Below are 20,711 nucleotides of genomic sequence, written 5' to 3' on the forward strand. Positions count from 1 at the left end.
GGACCAGCAGGTGGGCAGTAAAAATGGCTAACTTTAGCCCTCAGACTATGGCCAGAAATACCGTGATCGCTCTCCTTCGGGAGGCGCGCGAAGCTGGTTGGGTCCGGGCGAAATTCGAAATCAAGCCTGACGGCAGCGTGACTGTCGATGCAGGTATGACGACCCAAGAGGGTGGTGACGATTTTCTGGCGAGTGATTTGAGGATGGGTAAATGACCAAAAAAGGCTTTCCCAAGTACGTCTACGCTGATCGGGGCTATGTCCGGTTTATCCGCCGGTCGCGTGGGCAGTCCGTGATGATGAAAGAGGAATTTGGCACTCTCGAATTCTGGGACCATTACAATCGACTGTTGAAAGGCCGCGAGCCAATATCGTCCAAGCGCAACTTTGAAGCGCTGGCGCTGAGCTACTTTGAGAGTGACGCGTACAAAAAGCTCAAGCCGCGCACCAAATCTGATTACCGGAAATACATTGAACACATCCGCAAAATCTGGGGCAAAAAAGACCCCCGGAAGGTCGAAACGCAACATATTTATGAGCTGCACCGTGCGAATGCTGACCACTGGCGGCAGGCGAACTATCTGGTTCAAGTCATGGTGATCCTGATGAACCGCGCCCGCTTGATCGGCTTTCTCAAAAAAGAACACGGAAACCCGGCGAAGGGGATTCCACTTTTCAAACAGAAAAGTGAGGGCTGGGAGCCTTGGCCTGATGATGTGCGGCAAGAGTACGAGGCGGTGGCGTCGCCCCGCGCACGGCTGGTCTACGAGTTGTGCATCGGCACAGGACAGCGGATTGGCGACGTGGTGGCTATCCGTTGGGATCACATAAAAGACGGCGCCTATGACTTCACCCAGGGCAAAACTGACAAGCCCATGTGGATCCCGCTTACCGACCGGCTCAAGGCCTATTTGGGCACCGTCTCCAAAGAGGGCCTGACGATCATTACCGGCAAACATGGCCGCCCGGTGCAGTATCGGACTGTCGCCGAGGAAATGCGCAAGATCAAATCGAAGATGAAGCATCCGGACGCTGCAACATTCGTCACGCACGGGCTGCGCAAGAACGCAACTATCGAGCTTTATCAGTCAGGTTGCGACGATGAGATGGTGAAAGCCGTCACAGGGCATTCTGGCGTTGAGATGCTGAAGAAATATGGGGGAGCGATTAGGCAACGTGAACTGGCGACGCGTGCACAAGAGGCGCGAAATCGCATGGAACGGAACAAGACCAGAACGTGAAAGTTTCAACGCTTGTTTCAAAATTCAGGTAGTAGGAGTGAGGTCATGACGCAAGTCATTGAAAAGATTGGAGGCGAGTACGAGAATCGAACTCGTGTACACGGATTTGCAATCCGGTTATCTCATTGCGTGCAAAAATATGGTGACAAATTCGGTGACAAGTCGAAATTACCAGTAGATACGAAAAACCAAAAAAGCCACCAAGCGATTGAGCTTAGTGGCTTTTTATGGCTCCGGCGGTAGGGGTCGAACCTACGACCAATTGATTAACAGTCAACTGCTCTACCGCTGAGCTACGCCGGATCACAAGGCACCGTATAGCCATGGAAATTGGCGAGGTCCAGAGGGGAAAATGCTTTTTGTGAAAATTACTTCGTTGCGGTGGAGATGCGGGGAAATACGTTACTAATCAAATGGTTAGTTTGAGTGTCACGGGTCTGACCCACCCGAGGTGCACGATCAGCGACCGAGAGGGACCGCACCGCCAATTGCTGCTGGGGCTGCCGGGCTTTCAGCCGGGCTGATGCCAGTCCTACATCCAGTCCCGCATCCGGTCCCACATCCGGTCTCACAAATTGAGGGCTACACGAGGACGCAGGCGCGGGGACCAATTTGGTTTTCACGGCGGACGGCGGGGCTTCGGCCCGCAATGATATCCCGGCTGAAACCCAACAGTGTCCCATCAAGATTCCCAGCTGTGAGTCTTGGGGATGCGCCATGCGCAAAGCAGCCAATCGCCGGCTGCATGGTTATGTGAACTAGATCACATAAAGTCTTGCCATTAAGCGGAAAACCTGCCAGAAGTGCTGTTCGTGAGCAAAATTCCGCCACTCATATTCATCCTGAATACGGACCTGATTTTTCAAGTCTCGGCAGCAAATAAAACCCGTGTTAGCCGCTTGTCACAAGTCGGGTCCCTTATGGATGGAACGAGGGTACTCCTGACTGTGATGAGGAACTAGGAGCACCTACTCATGAACAAACGTTTAGCATTCAACGCCAGTGCAGCTGCACTTGCCACCGCCATCGCGTCACCGGCATTTGCCGGCCCGACATATGAAAATGACACCGGTGGCAGTTTTACCTGGTATGGTCAGCTTAACCCGTCCTTCCAGTCTTATGACGATGGCGCCAATACCTATGATCGCTTGGTCGACAACGCCGGCTCCAACTCGCGGATCGGGTTCCGCCTGAAGCAGGCCTTCGGCGAAAACACTTTGCTGTTCAAATTTGAAACCGCCCTTGGTTTTCGCCAATCTGATGGTGTTGACCAGGGATCAACCGGCGATTCCCTGAGCTGGGACCGCACCAATATCCGCCACGTTGATCTGCAGTTTGATACCGCCAGCTACGGTACGTTCTCGGCAGGTCAGGGCTCGATGGCTTCAGACGGTATCTCAGGCAGTGACCGGTCCGGTACCGGTGTTGTTGCCGGTGTTGCAACGGCTGACTCTGCTGGTGGATACGCCTTCCGGACCTCGGCTGGTGCGCTGAGTGGTGTCGATGTGAGTGATGCTTTCACCGACTATGACGGTGGACGTCTTGGTCGTGTGCGTTACGACACCGAAAACTATAACGGGTTCGTGTTCTCGGCATCTTACGGTACCGACATTCTGAAAACCAGCAATGACCGCGAAACCTATGACATCGCTGTTAGCTATAACAACGAAAACATGGGTGACTTTGCTCTGGATGCGGCCCTGGGCGCAGCCTGGACCGAAGAAACCGGTACCGCCGATAAGCGCGACATCGTCGGCTCGGTCGCAGTGGAGCATACGCCAACCGGATTGTCATTGGCCGTTGCCGCAGGCGAACGCGATATCGCTGGCAGCTATGCTTATGCAAAGCTGGGCTATACCGCCAACTGGACCTCTTTGGGTTCGACGTCTTTCTCAGTCGATTACTATGACGGTTCCGACATGGTCTCGGCTGGTGACTCGGCTCAGTCCTGGGGCGTTGCTGCGGTTCAGAAAATCGACAACTACAATGTTGAGGCCTACCTGGCCTACCGCGAGTATGACTATGACGACGTCTCCACCACCTACAGCGACAGTAGCGTGATCATGGCTGGCGCCCGCTGGAAATTCTAAGCGACCCGAACTAGGTCTTAAACAGCAGGAACACGCCCTTCGGGGCGTGTTTTTTCATGCCCGAGGGTAAAATTCGGGGCTTTCCCGCTCAACTATCCGCCTCAGACAGCAATGCCTCTTGCGCGAGGCGCGTAGGAGAAATACAAGGCGTCAAATTTATCTGGGGGATGTCACTGTGCATGCCCCTAATCTCTATGGGGAATGACATGCAGGTCACTGAGACGCTGAACGAAGGTCTGAAACGCGGCTATGCGATTACCGTTAGTGCTGCCGAACTGGACGCCAAGGTAAACGAAAAGCTGGTCGAAGCTCAGCCGGGAATCGAAATGAAGGGTTTCCGCAAGGGTAAGGTGCCGATGGCGCTGCTGAAAAAGCAGTACGGCGAACGCCTGATGGGCGAAGCGATGCAGGAAAGCATCGACGGCGCTATGAACCAGCACTTTGAAGACAGCGGCGATCGTCCTGCCATGCAGCCCGATGTCAAGATGTCCAACGAAGACTGGAAGCCGGGCGACGACGTCAATGTCGACATGTCCTACGAAGCGCTGCCAGAAATTCCCGAAGTTGATCTGAAGTCGGTGACCCTGGAAAAGCTGATTGTCAAAGCCGGTGAAGCCGACGTTGACGAAGCGCTGGCCAATCTGGCTGAAACCGCTCAGGATTTCCAGGCTCGCGATGAAGATGCTGCCTCCGAGGATGGTGATCAGGTTGTCATCGACTTCCTGGGCAAAATCGACGGCGTAGCCTTTGATGGCGGTGCTGGAGACGATTTCCCGCTGGTTCTGGGATCCAACTCTTTCATCCCCGGCTTTGAGCCGCAGTTGGTTGGTGTTAAAGCCGGTGAAGAAAAAGACGTCACCGTGTCTTTCCCTGATGAGTATCAGGCCGAAAATCTGGCCGGTAAAGAGGCTGTCTTTACCTGCACGGTAAAAGAAGTCAAAGCACCGGTTGCGGCTGAGCTGAACGACGAGCTGGCCAAGAAATTCGGCGCCGAAGATCTGGACGCTCTGAAGTCTCAGATCGGTGAGCGTCTGGAAGCTGAATACGCTGGTGCTTCGCGCGCGGTGATGAAGCGTGCCACCTTGGACGCCCTGGACAAGCTGGTCTCGTTTGATCTGCCGCCATCGCTGCTGGACGCCGAAGCCAGCCAGATCGCGCATCAGCTGTGGCACGAAGACAACCCCGAAGTTGAAGGCCATGATCACCCCGAGATCGAAACCACCGAGGAGCACACCTCGCTGGCCGAACGCCGGGTCCGTCTGGGTCTGCTGCTGGCCGAGCTGGGTCAGAAAGCCGAAGTTGAAGTGACCGACGCTGAAATGACCCAGGCCATCATGGGTCAGGCACGTCAGTATCCGGGCAAGGAACGTGAGTTCTTTGAATTCGTTCAGAAAAACGCTCAGATGCAGCAGCAGTTGCGGGCGCCGATCTTTGAAGACAAAGTCATCGACTATGTGTTTGAACTGGCCACCGTCTCCGAAAAGGAAGTCTCCAAGGACGAGCTTCAAAAGGCTGTTGAGGCGCTGGAAGAAGAGTAAATCTTCTTTGACACCAATTCAGAAGAGGCCGCCCATTGGGCGGCCTTTTTCTTTTGCGCAGAGGCCTGAAATTTTTACGGCAGAGGCCTGCCGGGCGATCTGATCTTGGGCAACAAATAGAAAATAGCCGCTCCAGTCTATTGGATGCGGCTATTGTCTTTAGGCTATGGTCCGAGGCGCCAAGGGCGCCCCGGAGGATTGGTTTAGCGGAACAGTGTCATCAGCGAGGACGGGGCGCCGTTGGCGATGGACAGCGACTGCACGGCCAGCTGCTGCTGGGTCTGCAGGGCCTTCAGGCGGGCCGAGGCCTCTTCCATGTTGGTGTCGGTCATCGAACTGACGCCCATCTTCATGGCGTCGGTCAGTTTCGAGACAAACTCTCCCTGGTCGGACAGGCGGGCAGAATCTGAACCCAGCTGAGCGGCGCCGGTAATGGCAGTGGCCAGGAAGGCCTCGATGTCAACCAAGGCGGTGGCCGCTTCGGTAGAGGTTGAGATCGTCTGCATGGTGCTCAGATCCAAAGTGTTCGTGAAATCAAGAGCATCGATGGTAATCTCAGTTCCCGCTGGTGTGCCGGTTGGGCCAACCCGGTCAAGCGAGGCAAGAACGCCCAGACTGGATTCGGTGCCGTCAACGGTATCCAGCAGCAGATTGACGCCGTTGAACTGGGCCGAAGCCATAATCGCAGCAACCTGTTCGGATTTCTTCAAGATGTCGAGCTGGATTTTGTCGTGATCGACGTTCTCAGATTGGGCCGATACGATCAATTCTTTGATTTCGATCAGTTTATCCACGATCTGTTCGGCGCCGGCAGAGGCGACGGCGACAGTCGCTTCGCCCACGGCCAGGCTTTCCGAAATCGCGTTGAAGCCTGAAATGTCAGATTCCATGGTTTTGGAAATGGCCCAAACCGCAGCGTTGTCACCGGCGGTCCCAACCCTTTTACCAGTTGAGATTTCGTTCTGCGCGGTGGTCAGATCGTTGTTCACCGTAGACAGAGTCTGCAGAGCAACCATTGCGCCGTTGTTTGTCAGAATGCTGGTCATATTAATAATCCTTACGGAACGTGAGATTCCTCACGCTGTGTCGCCCCTAAAGGCAATTGAAGGTCATTCTGATCTTGCTAATAGTTGTTCGATTATCACTCAACTTATCGGCGCCACCCCACCCAGGATGCAGGTCCCAATCTGAGCTTTAAACCTTAACAGGCCCCTAATTGCGGCTGGGCCGATAATTAAAGATGTGTGAAAAATTGAATATAAGCAGCGGCTTCTGTGGTCACTGCGATGACAGGGAGCAGCGCACCGCCGCCCAATGATTTCTGCATGTCTGGTAATAGCCACATTAAAACAATGGGTTGACGTTCAATTTTCCGATTGTATGACGGGGTGGTTCGGACCGGCGCAGGCCCGGATCTGACCGGTAGAATCGGATGGGGTCGCTGTTGGAAACGATCCTTGCGGTCAAAATTAATGCCTAGGCGCAGGTGGCGCTGTGGAGATCACTCTACCAGAACGGGTTTTGTGGATGCTGGGCAGCCATTTCAATGGCTTTGCTGGCGGCAGATGCGGGAATTGCCCTGGGCCATCAGAGGCGCGTCAGGCTGATCTGGGCGGGAAATGTATAACGTCGGCCGACTCGGCCCATTGTGGATATTTGTTCATGATGGCGGCAAACCGGTCTGAGGCCAGAAACCGCTCCAGCCAGGCCTGCAATTGCGGCCAGGGCTGGGCGTCGAACCAGGCTTTGTCGACAAAAGCAAACTGGCGCACAAAGGGCAGCATGGCGTAATCGGCTAGGCTTGGCTGCGCAAAAATCCACGGGTCAATCTGCTGATCCAGATCCGCCAGAAACTCTGCCGCCAGCGCCCGCTGCTCGCTGGCATCCATATCCGGGTAGCGGCTGGCGTATTTGGTATGGTCTAGCGCCGCCTTGAACGGCCCATCGGCGCGGGCAATCCAGTCCCATCCGGCATCCGGCATCTGCAGCCAGCCCTCGGGGTCTGACCGGTGCAAGGCCCAGGTCATGATGTCGAGGCTTTCGTCGATCACACCGTCCACTGTCACCAGGCAGGGCACCGTGGCACTGGGTGAGGCCTCAAGAAAGGCGGCCGGTTTGTCGCGCAACACCACCTCGCGCAGCGCGACCTGCTGGCCGGATGAGACCAGCGCCAGACGTGCCCGCATGGCATAGGGGCAGCGGCGGAAGGAATAGAAGATAGGGGGCATGGGGGATCCAGATCACGGAAGTTGGCTGAATTTAGATCCCCCCCAGACAACAGGCAAGGCCGCAGCCTGCTGTCTGGGAAAATGAAGCTGCGCGGTTCAAGTTCGCGCCGCTTCGATTGGCTCACAGCTCGATCTTGAACCGGGCAAAGCCGTCGGGGCCTTCGCCGGCCGGGGCGACATTCACCCCTTCGATGCTGTCAACGTAGTCGTTTGCCTTGGGGCCCGTGTCGAACAACACCGAGGTACCGGGCAGCGGGGCAAACGACCAGTTGGCATCGGCGCGGGGGCTGATGGTGCCCTTCTCGACGATATAGCGCACGATCACATCGCGGTTGGTGTCGGGGCCTTCAAACACAATGGTGTCGCCCATGGCGCCGGGGAACTTGCCGCCACCGCTGGCCCGGTAATTGTTGGTGGCAATGATGAACTTGGCCTCGGGATCAATCGGCTTGCCGTCAAACATCAGGTTGACGATGCGGCTGGCACTGGCATCGCCCGGCTCGCCCTTGGGGCCAAATTTTGACGGCTGGCTCAGGTCGATCTGATAGGTCACCCCGTCGATCACATCATAGTTGTAGCTGGGGAACGAGGGGTTCAGCAGCACTTGATCCTGCTTGCCAACCTCTACCTGATTGAAAATCCCGGCCGAGCGTTCCAGCCAGTCCTTGACCTGCGCCCCCGTCACCAGCACCGCGCGCGCCGTGTTGGGATAGAGATACAGGTCAGCGACATGTTTGATCGCCACATCGCCCTTGGGCACATCGGTGTAATACTCAGGGCCGCCGCGACCGCCGGCCTTGAACGGTGCTGCGGCTGACAGAATCGGCAGGCTCGCGTACTCGGTGCCCTTCAGCATCTCACTGATATACCATTGCTGGGCAATTGAGACGATCTGCACCGAGGGATCATCCGCCACCAGCGCAAAGTAGCTGTGCAGCGGTGCGTCGGTCTTGCCCACGGCGCGGCGGATATAGGCCAGGGTTTCATCGTGCTCGGTCTCTACGGCGGCCAGCACCGCAGCATCGTCGCCAACCAGCGCAGTATAGCTGCGGTCCTCGTTGCGTTTGGAAATGGGGCGCGCCTCTGATGCGTGACCAACCACGCGCCAGCCGTCGGCATCACGTTCCAGCATCAGATCAATCAGCCCCAAATGGCTGCCCCAGAACCCGCCCATGGTGGCCGGGGTGCCATGGATGGTGCCCTTGTCGGCGTCCACAGCGGCAAAATCGGCGTATTTGGAGGAGGGGAACACCAGGTGGCTGTGACCGGTCATGATGGCGTCAATGCCCTCAACGGCGGCCAGCGGCACCGAGGCGTTCTCCATGCCGTCGCTTTCCTGTGCCGAGCCAATGCCCGAGTGTGACAGCGCGATGATGATATCGGCGCCTTTTTCCTTCATCTCGGGCACATAGGCGCGCGCAGTTTGCAGAATGTCGCGCGCCTGCACCTTGCCCTCTAGGTGGCGGCGATCCCAGTTCATCACCTGCGGCGGCACAAAGCCGATCAAGCCGATCTTAATGGGGTGGCTGTTACCCGCTCCGTCGGTCAGCTGCCGCTCAATCATCACATAGGGTGGCAGCAGGGTTTTGTCGTCACGTGGAGAGGCGCCGATCTCGGTGGCGATATTGGCGCAGACCACCGGGTAATTGGCGCCGGCCAGTGACTTCATCAGGAAATCGAGGCCATAGTTGAACTCGTGATTGCCCAGCGTCGAGGCCTCAAACCCCAGTGTGTTCATCGCGGCGATCACCGGGTGCATGTCACCCTCCTTCATGCCGCGCTCATAGGCGATGTAATCGCCCATCGGGTTGCCCTGCAGAAAGTCACCATTGTCCAGCAGTAACGAGTTGCTGGCCTCGGCGCGGATGTCTTTGATGAGAGAGGCGGTGCGGGCCAAGCCAACAGTGTCGCGCGGTTTGTCGGCGTAATAATCATAGGGGAATACATGCACATGCAGATCGGTGGTCTCCATCAGCCGCAGATGCACCTGATTGGTCGCGGCCTGAAGTGAAAACGGATGCAGCGCAACAAGGCCGGCGCTGCCGGCCAGAAAGGAACGGCGATCGATCTGAATAGGCATGGTGAACTCCCAAAGCTTTTGTTGTTATCCAGACAGGATAACACGGTGCCGCGACATTCAGATGACATTCTTTATAGGTGTGGTCCGCCGCCTTGGTGTTCGCCTTGCCTAGTTGACCAGCCCGGTCTCTTTCAGCATCCCACGCCGTTTGGCCTCGGGGTAAAAGCCGCGCGAATAGTGTTTCACCGCCATGTCGTGACTGCCGTCAGACAAAAGCCAGGCGCCCCGCAGATATTTGACTGCAAATTCGAGATTGGTATCCGCATCCAGCAGGTCCTTGGACGGGCCACTGAACCCCATGGAGCGGGCGGTGGCGGGCAGGATCTGCAACAGCCCATAATACGGAGAGTTCATCGCCCAGGGCCGGTGGGTGCTTTCGCGGATCGCCAGCCGGTGCACCAGGGCGCGCGGTACCTCATAGTGGTCTGCCCAGTGATTGATCTGGCCGCGCAGCTCAGGCGTTTCATTGGGATAGAGCGGTGGGTCAAAATCATCCCCCGATTGCTCTGCAAAACTGCCAGTGCAAGCCGAGAGAGAAACCGCAGTAATAACGATCAGCCCCAGTATAGTTCTACGATGCATTGTGATCTCCCGGTGTCAGCTTTGATGCTAAATTAGCGGAACGACCACCAAGGGCAACCGGATGGGTGCAAAACCGCCGATGAGATCAGGGGGCAACGACAAGGCCCACCCTCAGGGCAGATCAGCCGACCACCGGATGTCCCGCTTGCTGCATACAGTCGACCAGATAGTCCCGTTGCGCCTGTTTGACCTGCGCATCAGCTATCGCGGCACCAGTAACTGCCCCCAATAGGGCTCCGACTGCTGCCTTGTCGCGGCTTTCGGTGGCCCCGACCAGCGCCCCTCCGACCCCACCAAGGGCGGCGCTTTGCTGGATGTAACCCTGGCCAACCTGCCGCGCCATCGACCGGCACTGCGCCTCGTCGGCTTCAAAATGAGTGCCTGTGGGCCCATTCAATTGCAACGGCGCATTCACCGGGACGGTTTCATCGCATGCCGTAAGCAGCAGGATCAATGCGGTGAGTGTCAGAAATTTGCCGGTCATTTCCAGTTTCCTTTGTCAAAATGTTCCATCAATGGGCCAAGGATAGGACGCAGGCGGCGATTGGACCAGCGTTGCCATAGAAAAAGGCCACCCACTAGGGGCGGCCTTTTCCAAAGACTTAGCTGAGAAGCGAAGCGCTTAAGCTTCTTCTTCCGAGATTGGGGCACCGTCATCATCCGATGCGGCGCTGCCGATATCGTCGAACAGTTCAGAAATTTCGAACTCGGCTGCGGCTTCTTCTTCCGCGGCTCTTTCCTGGATCGACTTGCCCGTTGCCTGCAGTTCGGCTTCTTCAACCGAGCGGGCTACGTTCATTTCGATCTCAACCGAAACTTCTGGGTGCAGGTTCACGGCGACAGCGTGCAGGCCGAGGTCTTTGATCGGGTGGATCAAAGAGATCTGCTTTTTGTCGACCGAGAAGCCTTCGGCGGTGGCGGCGTCTGCGGCGTCACGTGGAGTGACCGACCCGTACAGAGCGCCGGCATCCGATGCCGAACGAATCACGACGAACTGCTGGCCAGCCAGCTTAGCGCCCAGGGCTTCTGCTTCTGCTTTGGTTTCCAGATTGCGAGCTTCAAGCTGCGCTTTCTGGGTTTCAAAGTTGGCAATGTTGGCTGCCGAAGCAGTCAAGCCTTTGCCCTGTGGCAGCAGGAAGTTACGTGCGTAACCTGGTTTGACGTCAACAACGTCGCCCATCTGGCCCAGTTTCGCTACGCGCTCAAGAAGGATAACTTTCATGTCAGTTGCTCCTTATTTAACAGCGTAGGGCAGCAGGGCGAGAAAACGTGCGCGTTTGATGGCACGGGCCAGTTCACGCTGTTTTTTCGCCGAGACGGCGGTGATCCGCGAGGGAACAATTTTGCCGCGCTCAGAGATGTAGCGTTGCAGCAGGCGGGTGTCTTTGTAATCAATCGCCGGAGCATTGTCACCCGAGAATGGGCAGACTTTGCGACGACGGAAAAATGGTTTTGCGGCCATGGTTTAGCGTCCTTTTCCTAAGCGATCAACGGCGCTCGCGACGGGAGTCGCGTTCGTCACGTTTCTGCATCTGGACCGAAGGGCCCTCTTTGTGCTCGTCCATCTTGATGGTCAGAACGCGCATCACGTCGTCATGCAGTCGCATCAGGCGCTCCATTTCCTGGATCGCCGGTGCCGGGGCATCGGTGCGCAGGAAGGCATAGTGGCCCTTGCGGTTTTTGTTGATCTTATAGGCCATCGTTTTGACGCCCCAGTACTCACTGTCGACAAGGCTACCGCCGTTGTCGGACAGAATAGCACCGAAATGTTCGATGAGACCTTCTGCTTGCGTGTTGGACAGGTCCTGACGCGCAATCATAACATGCTCATATAGCGGCATGTGTGCTCCTGTTATGTTCAAGGCGCATTTCAAAGGTAGGGCGTTTGAACCTTCCGCTGCCCCACCACGAGAGTCTGCGCGGATCGAAATAGATACGGAAGGTTGCCCCCATATACAGGCTACGGCCAAAAGGGCAAGACGGCAGTGCAGCGGCACTGCGCAAATCGTGCAAATCGTGCAAATCGTGCAGCGGCGCCAGTGCCCGCTCTTTTCCCTGTTGCGGCCCTATTGCCGTCGCATTGTTCGGCTTGATTGGGATTAACAAATGATTAACAGCCCCCAAGGGGCACGGGTAATGAGGACGGGCAGAGGTTATGGCAGTAACGGAAAACATCCCGATGAACGGTGCGGGCATAGTGTCACCGCGCGGGTTATATGCAATGGCAGAGGCGCTGCCGCTGGTGCTCAGCTTTCGCCCCAACTATCAACTGCGCTCCATCGTGCTGCGGGTCGTCGGCGCAGCGATGGTGCTCAGCTCAACCGGGATCTGGTTGATGCCGGGGGAGGCCTATGACCCCGAAATGGCGCTGATCAAGATCGGGATTTCGGTGTTCTTCCTGTTTGCCGGCATCGCCCTGATGATGGTCAATGACCCCGACAACCACCCCGATGCTTATTTTGACCCGATCCGGCGCGAGCTGCGGGTGCTGCAACGCTCTGGCCAGGGCCGCCCCCGCACCGTGCTGCGGCGTGGCTATGACAGTCTTGGCTCGGTGCGGTTCAAGGATCGCTCGGTTGAGCTGTTCGAGATTGACGGCTCGCTGCTGATCCGGCTGCCGCTCAGTCTCGGGTCTACCCGGAAATTGCTGCGCGAACAGCTCAGCGGGCTGGTGCCAATCCTCAGCTGATCCACATCACATTTGCGCGAGAATGAACCCGGCCCGGCACGGCCGGGTTTTCCGTTCGCTGGTTCACAGGGTATGTTGGTTTTTGCTGACTTCCCATTTGGGGCGTCAGTTGCGATTTCTAACACCCTATCAAATGTTCAATCGGAGCGCCTCCCCATGAAAAAGACCCTGCTTGCTGCCGCCCTGGCGACTGTCGCCGCCACCGCTGCTGTTGCCGCCCCAGAAAAATATGTGCTGGACGCCAGCCACAGCCAGATCCTGTTCAGCTATAACCACCTTGGGTTCTCAACCACCTGGGGGTTGTTCTCGGGTTTTGAGGGCGACGTGATGTTCGACCAGGAAAATCCAGCGGGTTCCAGCGTGACTGTGTCGATGCCAACCAAATCAATGTTCACCGGCTGGGAAGAGCGCTTTGGCCACTTCATGTCGCAGGACTTCTTTGGCGCCAAGGACGGCGACCTGATCAGCTTCTCCTCCACCGGCATCGAAGTGACCGGTGAAGCAACCGCGCAGATCACCGGTGATCTGACCATCAATGGCACCACCAAACCAGTGGTCCTGGATGCGATTTTGAACCAGTCCGGTGATCACCCGATGGCGGGCAAGCCCTGGGCCGGTTTTGATGCCAGCGCCACCGTACTGCGCTCGGACTTCAACCTGGGCAAATTTGCCCCCTTCGTTAGCGATGAGGTCCAGATCAAGATCTCGATCGAAGCAATGAAGGCTGAATAAGCCAGCCGAGGCGTCTAGGGGCAAAGGCCGCTAGTTTACGCGGTCCGCGTTGAGGTTGATTTCAACCTCAACGGCAAACCCCAAAGACGCCTCATCCGGCAGGCCCTGGCCGATGTCGAAATCCAACCGGTCCAGGGTCACACTGCCGCTCATCTCCGCATGGTCGCCGTGCAGCTCCAGTGTAAAGGGCAGGGTGAGGGGCACCACCTGGTCGCGAATCGTTAGTGTCCCGACAGCCTGATAATCCAGCTCCAGCTTTTCCAACTGCGCCTTGAACACTGCCGTTGGGTAGCTGGCATTGTCAAAATAGTCCGGGCCCATCGCCTGGGCAGTGACGGTGCCCAGGGCAAAGGACCCTACGGCAATATTCACCTCGACATCCCCAACAGCGCCAATAGGGGCGGCGGCGTCAAAATTGATGGCGGCAGTCCAGTCGGTGAAACTGCCCGACACCTGACTGCCCATCTGGGTAATGCTGATACCCAACGTGCCGTTTTGAACCGTCCAGCCGGACGCCACCTGTTGCAGCGGGGCAGATTGAGCCGGAGCGGCCTGTGTGACCGTTTGATCCGCCGAAGTGAAAAAGCCCAACAGAACACCTGTACCAAGTACCGCGGCCCAAACCGCCAGCGCAGTGACAAGTGGCAGGTGACTGCTACTGTGGTCCGGCACTGGCGGCAGCTCCACCTTGCCCGGCAGCATCCGATGCAGGGTGGCATCGCGGTCAATCACATGGTGTTTCACCGCGCCGGCGATATGCAGCAGCAGCGACACAATCAGTACCCGGACGAACAAAACGTGCATCGACGCAAAGAGATGCGCAACACTTTCAGATTTAGGGACCAGCGGCAGATCCTGGCCAAAGGGCCACCAGATCGGCGCAAAGCCACTGGTTGCGGCATGTTCGATCCAGCCGCACAGCGGCACCAGCACCAAGGATCCGTACAACAACCAATGCACGGTCTCGGCGGCCCATGATTCGAGCCTGCGATCCGGGTGAAGCAGCCCCGGCTTGGGCTGGCTGATGGCCCAGAGAATGCGCAGAAGGGCGGTGAAGAATATTGCGACGCCAATGGTTTTATGCAGTGAAAACAGCAAAAAGACTCGCGATATAACCGCCAGAGAGCCATCAAATTCAGGGCTGCGGATATGCTGCGCCAGATCATTGGCGATCAGCCCCAGTGGAATGGCGGTGAGGATCAGCAAGGCCATCACCCAGTGAAAACCCTTGGCAACGCTGCCGTATCTGGAGCGACTGTTGTATCTGGACACGAGCGGTTTTCCTTATGGGCGGTCAGTTGGCCCCACCCTAACAATCACGCGGCGGGTTGCAACGTGGCGGGATCTCTCTGTGCGCACAGGATTGGTGCGCAGTGCTGCAGCTCTCTTGTGTGAACCGCCCCAGACCGCTAAACCGGCCAAAATCGCTAAATATTCAGATTAGATGAGGTGTTGGATGACAACCGCATTCGTTTTTCCCGGCCAGGGCGCGCAGGCAATTGGAATGGGCAAGGCCCTGGCAGAGGCCTATCCGGCAGCCCGGGCTGTGTTCGATGAGGTCGACGCGGCGCTGGGTGAGCGCCTCAGTGACCTGATCTGGGAAGGGGATATTGAGACCCTGACCCTGACCCAGAACGCCCAACCGGCGCTGATGGCCACCTCCATCGCGGCGCTCAGGGCGCTGGAAAGCGAAGGGATCACCATCGACAAGGCTTCTTTTGTGGCCGGCCATTCGCTGGGCGAATATTCGGCGCTGGCCGCGACCGGTGCCATTTCGATTGCTGACACCGCCCGGCTGCTGCGCACCCGTGGTCTGGCGATGCAAAGTGCCGTTCCGGTGGGCATCGGCGCCATGGCGGCGCTGCTGGGGTTAGATTTTGACACCGTCAAGGACATTGCTGCCGAAGCCGCTGTTGACGGTGAAGTCTTGCAGGCGGCCAACGATAACGATCCGACGCAGGTGGTGATCTCGGGTCACAAGTCCGCGGTTGAGCGCGCCGCTGAGATTGCCAAGAGCCGCGGCGCCCGCCGGGTGGTGATGCTGCCCGTCAGCGCGCCGTTCCACTGTGCCCTGATGCAACCCGCCGCCGAAGTCATGGCTGAGGCGCTGGCTGCTGTTGCGGTGACCTCGCCAAATGTTGCGCTGATCGCCAATGTCCGTGCCGATGTAGTGAGCGACCCGACTGAGATTCGGGCGCTGCTGGTCGAGCAGGTCACTGGCTCGGTGCGCTGGCGTGAAAGCGTTCAGCTGATGGCCGCCAAGGGCGTCACCGAGTTCTGGGAGATTGGCGCCGGCAAGGCGCTGTCCGGCATGATCCGCAAAATTGACCGCAGCCTGGTGTGCCGCCAGATCGGCACCCCGGACGACGTCAAAGCAACGGTTGCCAGCTAAACCGGAATTTTCAAAAAATTCCGGTCCGTTTTCTGCGCAGAAAACGGTGATCGCGGGCCGGTTTCGCCAAAAAGGAAAAGAAATGTTTGATTTATCTGGAAAAAATGCCCTCATCACTGGCGCCTCCGGTGGTATTGGCGGCGATATCGCCCGGGCGCTACACGCCGCCGGGGCCACTGTGGTGCTGTCCGGCACCCGCGAGGAGCCATTGCAGGCGCTGGCGGCTGAACTGGGCGAACGGGCCCATGTCCTGACCTGTAACCTGTCCGAAAAGGACTCGGTCGAGGCGCTGCCCAAGGCGGCCATCGCCGCCATGGGCTCGGTTGATATTCTGGTCAACAACGCCGGCATCACCCGCGACAACCTGTTCATGCGGATGAAAGACGACGAATGGGATAGCGTGATAAACGTCAACCTGACCTCCACTATGCGCCTGTGCCGGGGGGTGCTGCGCGGCATGATGAAGGCGCGCTGGGGCCGCATCATCAATATTTCTTCCATCGTGGGTGCCACCGGCAATCCGGGCCAGGCCAATTACGCCGCCTCCAAGGCGGGTATGGTCGCGATGTCCAAATCGCTGGCTTACGAGGTTGCCAGCCGTGGCATCACGGTCAATGCCGTCGCTCCCGGATTTATTGCCACCGCAATGACGGACAAGCTGAACGAGACTCAGAAAGACGCGATTCTGACCCAGATTCCGGCTGGCCGCATGGGCGATGCCAAGGAAATCGCCGCCGCAGTGCTCTATCTTGCCAGCGTCGAGTCCGCCTATGTCACCGGCACCACCCTGCATGTCAACGGCGGTATGGCGATGCTCTAAACCGCAGGACGCCCGGGATACCCCATATAAAACATTGGATTGCCCGATAAGTTCAATGCCGTTCTTGTAACCGGCCTTTGCGCTTCCCATCTGCGTTGCTTGACGCCTGTTAAGGGTCGGCACAGCAAGCAAGTGACCAAGCGAAATTGTTTGCCTCTGCTGTTAGCTGTGCTATAGGCGGCGCATATTTGCTGCAGTGGTTTCCTTAGCGGATCCATTCGGCAGCCCCGCTTGCCGGGGATCGAACCGCCCGGATCGGGTAAAACATGTCCCCCCGAGTGGGCAAGGGCAGAAACGGGCAGATAGAGCCCCGAATAACGAGGAAATGACATGAGCGACGTCGCAGACCGCGTAAAAAAGATCGTTGTAGAGCACCTGGGTGTTGAAGAAGACAAAGTAACCGAGAACGCTTCGTTCATCGACGATCTGGGCGCTGACAGCCTGGACACAGTTGAGCTGGTTATGGCCTTCGAAGAAGAGTTCGGCATTGAAATCCCTGACGACGCTGCGGAGACCATCCAGTCTTTCGGCGATGCAGTGAAGTTCATCACCGAAGCTTCCTAAAGCTTTCCAATCGCATTATTGTGATTGCCTAAACGGCGCTTTCCAATGGAAAGCGCCGTTTTTGTTTGGCGCGGATGGCGGAAATTGGCCCAGTCTTAGGAAACCGGGCAGGATGTGCTATCATGCCCTTAGTGTTAGTTACTGGAGGCTATTCACCATGATGATTTACCCAACGATGGAGCTGCAAAACGGGCTTTGCGTGACCCTGGACAAGGGCCGGTTAAGCGATCCGATGCTCTGGCATGTGGATCCGGTTGAAACTGCCTGTGGATTTGCCGCATCTGGGGCTGAGTGGATGCATCTGACCGATTTCAACGCGATCGAAGGAAACGGTGACAATGCGGAGTTGATCGAACAGATCATCCGCAGCGTTGGTATCCCGGTGCAACTGGGCGGCGGTATGCGCAGTCGCGAACATATCGAACATTGGCTGGACAAGGGGGCAGGCCGCATTGTGGTGGGCACCCTGGCGGCGCTGGATCCGACATTGGTTGTGGATCTGGCCCGGCAGCACCCGGATCAGATCGTGCTGGCGGTTGATATCTGGCAGGGGCAGGTGATGACGGATGGTTGGCGCCAGTCCGGGGCCTTCACCCCGGAGGCCTTTATTGCCGCCTTTGGTGACGCACCTTTTGCCGGCATTATTATCACCGACATTGACAGTGATATGTCCAACGTCGAGGCGCAGCTTGGGCTTATTGCCGGTTTGGCCAGCAGCGCCCGGGCGCCGGTAATCGCCAGCGGCGTGGTGCGGACCTGTGATGATATCTCCCGTCTGAAATACATCGGCACCATTTCCGGCGCATTGGTGGGGCGGGCCTTGTTCCGCAAAACACTGACCGTCGAGGAGGCCCTGCAGACCGCAATGCCCGAACCCGAGATCGTGGCTGATTTTCTCTGACGTCGCCCCGATGTTGGCCCCGGTGCAAGACGCGCTAGGGGGCGGAGAATGCGCACAATAAATTGATGCAGACCGGAAGGCGTGGCTCACGATCGCGGCCTGCATCTAACCTGGCCCCAAAGAACATATTGGGGTCAGGAATCGTATACTCGTTACCTATTCAACATCATCACACCACGAGTTTGACGGCGATGGGTTAACCAGAGCCTGCCATCGTCGTTAGTTCCCCGTTAAATCAGCAGACACTTGGGCCACTTGCACTTTTGGGGCAATCTAAGTTATTTGAGAACAAATTGCCGAGGCAGAGGAGAGCAAGGAATGCGTCGAGTTGTTGTTACCGGACTGGGAATGGTCACACCGCTGGCTTGTGGCGTCGAGGAAACCTGGTCTCGGTTGCTGGACGGAAAGTCCGGCGCGGGGCCAATCACCCGGTTTGATGCAGTCGAAAGTGGTGTCGCCACCACCTATGCCTGCGAAGTGCCGCGCGGTGACGGATCCGATGGCAGCTTTAACCCCGATGACTGGCTGGCCAAAAAAGAGCAGCGCAAAGTCGATGATTTCATTCTGTATGGAATCGCGGCTGCCGATATGGCGGTGCGTGATGCTGGCTGGACGGCTGAAACCGAAGATGACCAGTTCCGCACCGGTGTGATGATTGGGTCGGGTATTGGTGGTCTCAGTTCCATCGCCGATACCGCAATCATGATGAAAGAACGCGGTCCCCGCCGGGTGTCGCCTTTCTTTATCCCCGGCGCGCTGATCAATCTGATCTCGGGTCAGGTGTCGATCCAGCACGGTTTCAAAGGCCCCAACCACTCGGTTGTGACCGCCTGTTCGACCGGTGCCCACGCCATTGGCGACGCCAGCCGTCTGATCAAATGCGGCGACGCGGATGTGATGATCGCCGGTGGCGCCGAGGCGGCAATCTGCGAGATTGGCATTGCCGGTTTCAACGCCTGCAAGGCGCTGTCGACCAAAATGGCCGATGATCCCACCAAGGCCAGCCGCCCTTATGACAATGACCGCGATGGTTTTGTGATGGGTGAGGGGGCCGGCGTGGTGGTTCTGGAAGAATACGAACACGCCGTGGCGCGCGGCGCCAAGATCTATGCCGAGGTGCTGGGCTATGGCATGTCCGGCGATGCCTATCACATCACCGCCCCATCCGAGAGCGGTGAAGGCGGCGAACGCTCGATGCGGGCGGCGCTGAAAAATGCCGGGCTGCAGCCTTCGGATATCGACTATATCAACGCCCATGGCACCTCGACCATGGCGGATACCATTGAATTGGGCGCGGTTGAGCGGATGCTGGGCGATCATGCCGCCTCGGTGACCATGTCCTCGACCAAATCCTCCACCGGTCACTTGCTGGGCGCGGCTGGCGCCATCGAGGCGATCTTCTCGATCCTGGCGATCCGCGATCAGGTGGCACCCCCAACCATCAACCTCGACAATCCAGCGGTGGACGCGGTTGTGGATCTGGCCCCCAACGCCAAACGCCCGCGTAAGATTGAGGTGGCGCTGTCCAACTCCTTTGGCTTTGGCGGCACCAATGCCTCTGTGATCTTCGGAAAGGCCGACTGATGTGGCGGGCCCTTGCTTCGAACATGCTGACGATGCTGGTGGTGGGCTTGTTCCTGCTGGGCGGTGTCATCCTTTGGGGTAAATCCCAGTATACCGCCGGGGGGCCGCTGGAGACAGCGATCTGCCTGCGGGTCGAGCGGGGCTCGAACATGACAAAGGTAAGCCGCGACCTGGAGACCCAAGGCGCGGTGACCAGTGGCGCAATGTTCCGATTGGGAGCCAAATACAGCGAGAGAACTGGCGACCTAAAGGCCGGCAGTTTTCTGGTAAACGCCGGGTCTTCGATGGAACAGATCGTGGAACAGGTGACCACCTCGGGGGCCAGTTCCTGCGGCACTGAAATCGTCTACCGCGTTGGCATCACCCGCATCACGGCGCAGGTCCGTGAACTGGATCCGGCCAGCAATAAATTTGTTAAACGCGCCGATTTCCAGCTGGCCAGTGACGAGATCCCAGCCATCTACACTGATAAACGCGGCGAGAATGACACCCGCTACCGGATCGCGCTGGCCGAAGGCGTGACCAGCTGGCAAGTGGTTGAGGCGCTGAAGATGATGGATATGCTCGAGGGTGATCCCGGCATCCGCCCCGCCGAGGGCATGCTGGCCCCCGACAGCTACGAGGTGGTGCCCGGTGCCAAACGGGTTGATATTCTGGCCGAGATGCAGAGCCGCCAAATGCTGCGCATCAACGCCGCCTGGGAGGCTCGCACCGATGGTCTGCCACTGGCCAATGCTGAGGAAATGCTGATCCTTGCCTCGATCATCGAGAAAGAAACCGGTGTCCCATCTGAGCGCCGTCAGGTCGCCAGCGTCTTCACCAACCGCCTGAACCGCGGCATGCGGCTGCAGACCGACCCCACGGTGATCTATGGCGTCACCAAGGGCGAGGGCATTCTGGGACGGGGCCTGCGCCAAAGCGAGCTGCGCAAGCTGACCCCTTGGAACACCTATGTGATCGAGGGCCTGCCTCCAACCCCCATCGCCAACCCCGGCATGGCCAGTCTTGAGGCTGCGGTGAACCCGGATCAGACCAAATACGTGTTCTTTGTTGCCGATGGCACCGGCGGTCACGCCTTTGCCGAAACCCTGAACGAGCACAACCGCAACGTCAAAAAATGGCGCGCGATTGAGGCGGAGCGGCAGAATAATTAAAGATTGACCACAGGCCAAGGGAAGAGGGCGCTTCGGCGCCCTTTTTTTGAACTTGCGCACTGAACACACCCAAGAGAATTGACGCGCACTTAACCCACTTTCAAACCAGGATGAGAG

The 20,711-nt window shown here is 57.8% G+C and carries 22 protein-coding genes and 1 tRNA gene; 13 read left to right on the top strand and 10 right to left on the bottom strand.

The annotated features are described in order from the left end of the window. Positions 1-23: 23 nt before the first annotated feature. From QPJ95_RS18660 to QPJ95_RS18670, 3 genes are read left to right on the top strand one after another with little or no spacing between them, the layout of a single operon-like run. Positions 24-215 carry a hypothetical protein gene (locus tag QPJ95_RS18660; RefSeq protein WP_286018185.1) on the top strand — a complete coding sequence of 64 codons (192 nt, stop codon included), beginning with the start codon at positions 24-26 and terminating at the stop codon, positions 213-215. Then, complete coding sequence (locus QPJ95_RS18665; protein ID WP_286018186.1) at positions 212-1,240, top strand: site-specific integrase; 1,029 nt, start codon at positions 212-214, stop codon at positions 1,238-1,240. Before QPJ95_RS18660 ends, QPJ95_RS18665 begins: the two co-directional genes overlap by 4 nt. Positions 1,241-1,285: 45 nt before the next feature. After that, positions 1,286-1,483 (top strand): hypothetical protein, encoded by a 198-nt coding sequence (locus QPJ95_RS18670; RefSeq protein ID WP_270920895.1) that lies wholly within the window; start codon positions 1,286-1,288, stop codon positions 1,481-1,483. On the opposite strand, the gene QPJ95_RS18675 is transcribed toward QPJ95_RS18670, so the two are convergent. Continuing rightward, positions 1,469-1,543: transfer RNA gene (locus QPJ95_RS18675), tRNA-Asn, on the bottom strand. The two genes, QPJ95_RS18670 and QPJ95_RS18675, sit on opposite strands and share 15 nt — an antisense overlap. Positions 1,544-2,214: 671 nt before the next feature. Between QPJ95_RS18675 and QPJ95_RS18680 the strand changes: the two genes are divergently transcribed. Both QPJ95_RS18680 and tig read left to right on the top strand, forming a co-directional pair. Next, positions 2,215-3,330 carry a porin gene (locus QPJ95_RS18680; protein WP_270920896.1) on the top strand — a complete coding sequence of 372 codons (1,116 nt, stop codon included), beginning with the start codon at positions 2,215-2,217 and terminating at the stop codon, positions 3,328-3,330. Between the two features lie 206 nt (positions 3,331-3,536). Beyond that, positions 3,537-4,868 carry a trigger factor gene (tig, locus tag QPJ95_RS18685; RefSeq protein ID WP_270920914.1) on the top strand — a complete coding sequence of 444 codons (1,332 nt, stop codon included), beginning with the start codon at positions 3,537-3,539 and terminating at the stop codon, positions 4,866-4,868. A 203-nt stretch (positions 4,869-5,071) separates the two neighbouring features. Here the strand turns inward: tig and QPJ95_RS18690 are convergent, their stop codons facing one another. The 8 genes from QPJ95_RS18690 to rpsF form a co-directional block, all read right to left on the bottom strand. Continuing rightward, the gene (locus QPJ95_RS18690) at positions 5,072-5,914 is read right to left on the bottom strand and encodes a flagellin N-terminal helical domain-containing protein (RefSeq protein ID WP_270920897.1); all 843 of its coding nucleotides are present in this window, start codon (positions 5,912-5,914) and stop codon (positions 5,072-5,074) included. 552 nt (positions 5,915-6,466) lie between these two features. Beyond that, positions 6,467-7,096 carry a glutathione S-transferase gene (locus QPJ95_RS18695; RefSeq protein WP_270920898.1) on the bottom strand — a complete coding sequence of 210 codons (630 nt, stop codon included), beginning with the start codon at positions 7,094-7,096 and terminating at the stop codon, positions 6,467-6,469. A 121-nt stretch (positions 7,097-7,217) separates the two neighbouring features. Then, on the bottom strand, positions 7,218-9,176 hold the full coding sequence (locus QPJ95_RS18700; RefSeq protein ID WP_270920899.1) for a bifunctional 2',3'-cyclic-nucleotide 2'-phosphodiesterase/3'-nucleotidase: 1,959 nt from the start codon (positions 9,174-9,176) through the stop codon (positions 7,218-7,220). 108 nt (positions 9,177-9,284) lie between these two features. After that, the gene (locus tag QPJ95_RS18705) at positions 9,285-9,758 is read right to left on the bottom strand and encodes a lytic transglycosylase domain-containing protein (protein WP_270920900.1); all 474 of its coding nucleotides are present in this window, start codon (positions 9,756-9,758) and stop codon (positions 9,285-9,287) included. A 121-nt stretch (positions 9,759-9,879) separates the two neighbouring features. Further along, positions 9,880-10,242, bottom strand: a complete 363-nt coding sequence (locus QPJ95_RS18710) for a hypothetical protein (protein ID WP_270920901.1) — start codon at positions 10,240-10,242, stop codon at positions 9,880-9,882. Positions 10,243-10,380: 138 nt separating this feature from the next. Then, the gene (gene rplI / locus QPJ95_RS18715) at positions 10,381-10,980 is read right to left on the bottom strand and encodes a 50S ribosomal protein L9 (protein WP_270920902.1); all 600 of its coding nucleotides are present in this window, start codon (positions 10,978-10,980) and stop codon (positions 10,381-10,383) included. A gap of 12 nt (positions 10,981-10,992) precedes the next feature. Beyond that, positions 10,993-11,220: a 30S ribosomal protein S18 gene (gene rpsR, locus QPJ95_RS18720; RefSeq protein ID WP_005852865.1), complete on the bottom strand. Its 228-nt coding sequence runs from the start codon at positions 11,218-11,220 to the stop codon at positions 10,993-10,995. A gap of 25 nt (positions 11,221-11,245) precedes the next feature. Further along, a complete protein-coding gene (rpsF, locus tag QPJ95_RS18725) occupies positions 11,246-11,599 on the bottom strand; it encodes a 30S ribosomal protein S6 (protein WP_270920903.1) in 354 nt (117 codons plus the stop codon). Between the two features lie 314 nt (positions 11,600-11,913). Between rpsF and QPJ95_RS18730 the strand changes: the two genes are divergently transcribed. Together QPJ95_RS18730 and QPJ95_RS18735 are read left to right on the top strand one after the other, a co-directional pair. Next, positions 11,914-12,447, top strand: coding sequence for a hypothetical protein (locus tag QPJ95_RS18730; RefSeq protein ID WP_270920904.1), 534 nt, complete (start codon positions 11,914-11,916; stop codon positions 12,445-12,447). Between the two features lie 156 nt (positions 12,448-12,603). Next, complete coding sequence (locus QPJ95_RS18735; protein WP_270920905.1) at positions 12,604-13,179, top strand: YceI family protein; 576 nt, start codon at positions 12,604-12,606, stop codon at positions 13,177-13,179. A gap of 30 nt (positions 13,180-13,209) precedes the next feature. Here the strand turns inward: QPJ95_RS18735 and QPJ95_RS18740 are convergent, their stop codons facing one another. Further along, positions 13,210-14,451: a cytochrome b/b6 domain-containing protein gene (locus tag QPJ95_RS18740; protein ID WP_270920906.1), complete on the bottom strand. Its 1,242-nt coding sequence runs from the start codon at positions 14,449-14,451 to the stop codon at positions 13,210-13,212. Positions 14,452-14,635: 184 nt separating this feature from the next. Between QPJ95_RS18740 and fabD the strand changes: the two genes are divergently transcribed. The 6 genes from fabD (at position 14,636) to mltG (ending at position 20,594) form a co-directional block, all read left to right on the top strand. Beyond that, positions 14,636-15,571: an ACP S-malonyltransferase gene (gene fabD, locus QPJ95_RS18745; protein WP_270920907.1), complete on the top strand. Its 936-nt coding sequence runs from the start codon at positions 14,636-14,638 to the stop codon at positions 15,569-15,571. An 82-nt stretch (positions 15,572-15,653) separates the two neighbouring features. Then, positions 15,654-16,391, top strand: coding sequence for a 3-oxoacyl-[acyl-carrier-protein] reductase (gene fabG / locus QPJ95_RS18750; protein ID WP_270920908.1), 738 nt, complete (start codon positions 15,654-15,656; stop codon positions 16,389-16,391). Between the two features lie 330 nt (positions 16,392-16,721). Continuing rightward, entirely contained in the window at positions 16,722-16,955 is a 234-nt protein-coding gene (locus QPJ95_RS18755) for an acyl carrier protein (protein WP_108800206.1), read from the top strand. Between the two features lie 157 nt (positions 16,956-17,112). After that, a complete protein-coding gene (locus QPJ95_RS18760) occupies positions 17,113-17,856 on the top strand; it encodes a 1-(5-phosphoribosyl)-5-[(5-phosphoribosylamino)methylideneamino]imidazole-4-carboxamide isomerase (RefSeq protein WP_270920909.1) in 744 nt (247 codons plus the stop codon). Between the two features lie 318 nt (positions 17,857-18,174). Then, a complete protein-coding gene (fabF, locus tag QPJ95_RS18765) occupies positions 18,175-19,440 on the top strand; it encodes a beta-ketoacyl-ACP synthase II (RefSeq protein ID WP_270920910.1) in 1,266 nt (421 codons plus the stop codon). Next, on the top strand, positions 19,440-20,594 hold the full coding sequence (mltG, locus tag QPJ95_RS18770; RefSeq protein ID WP_270920911.1) for an endolytic transglycosylase MltG: 1,155 nt from the start codon (positions 19,440-19,442) through the stop codon (positions 20,592-20,594). Before fabF ends, mltG begins: the two co-directional genes overlap by 1 nt. The last annotated feature ends 117 nt before the right edge of the window (positions 20,595-20,711 follow it).

Source organism: Parasedimentitalea psychrophila (assembly GCF_030285785.1).
GTDB lineage: Bacteria > Pseudomonadota > Alphaproteobacteria > Rhodobacterales > Rhodobacteraceae > Parasedimentitalea > Parasedimentitalea psychrophila.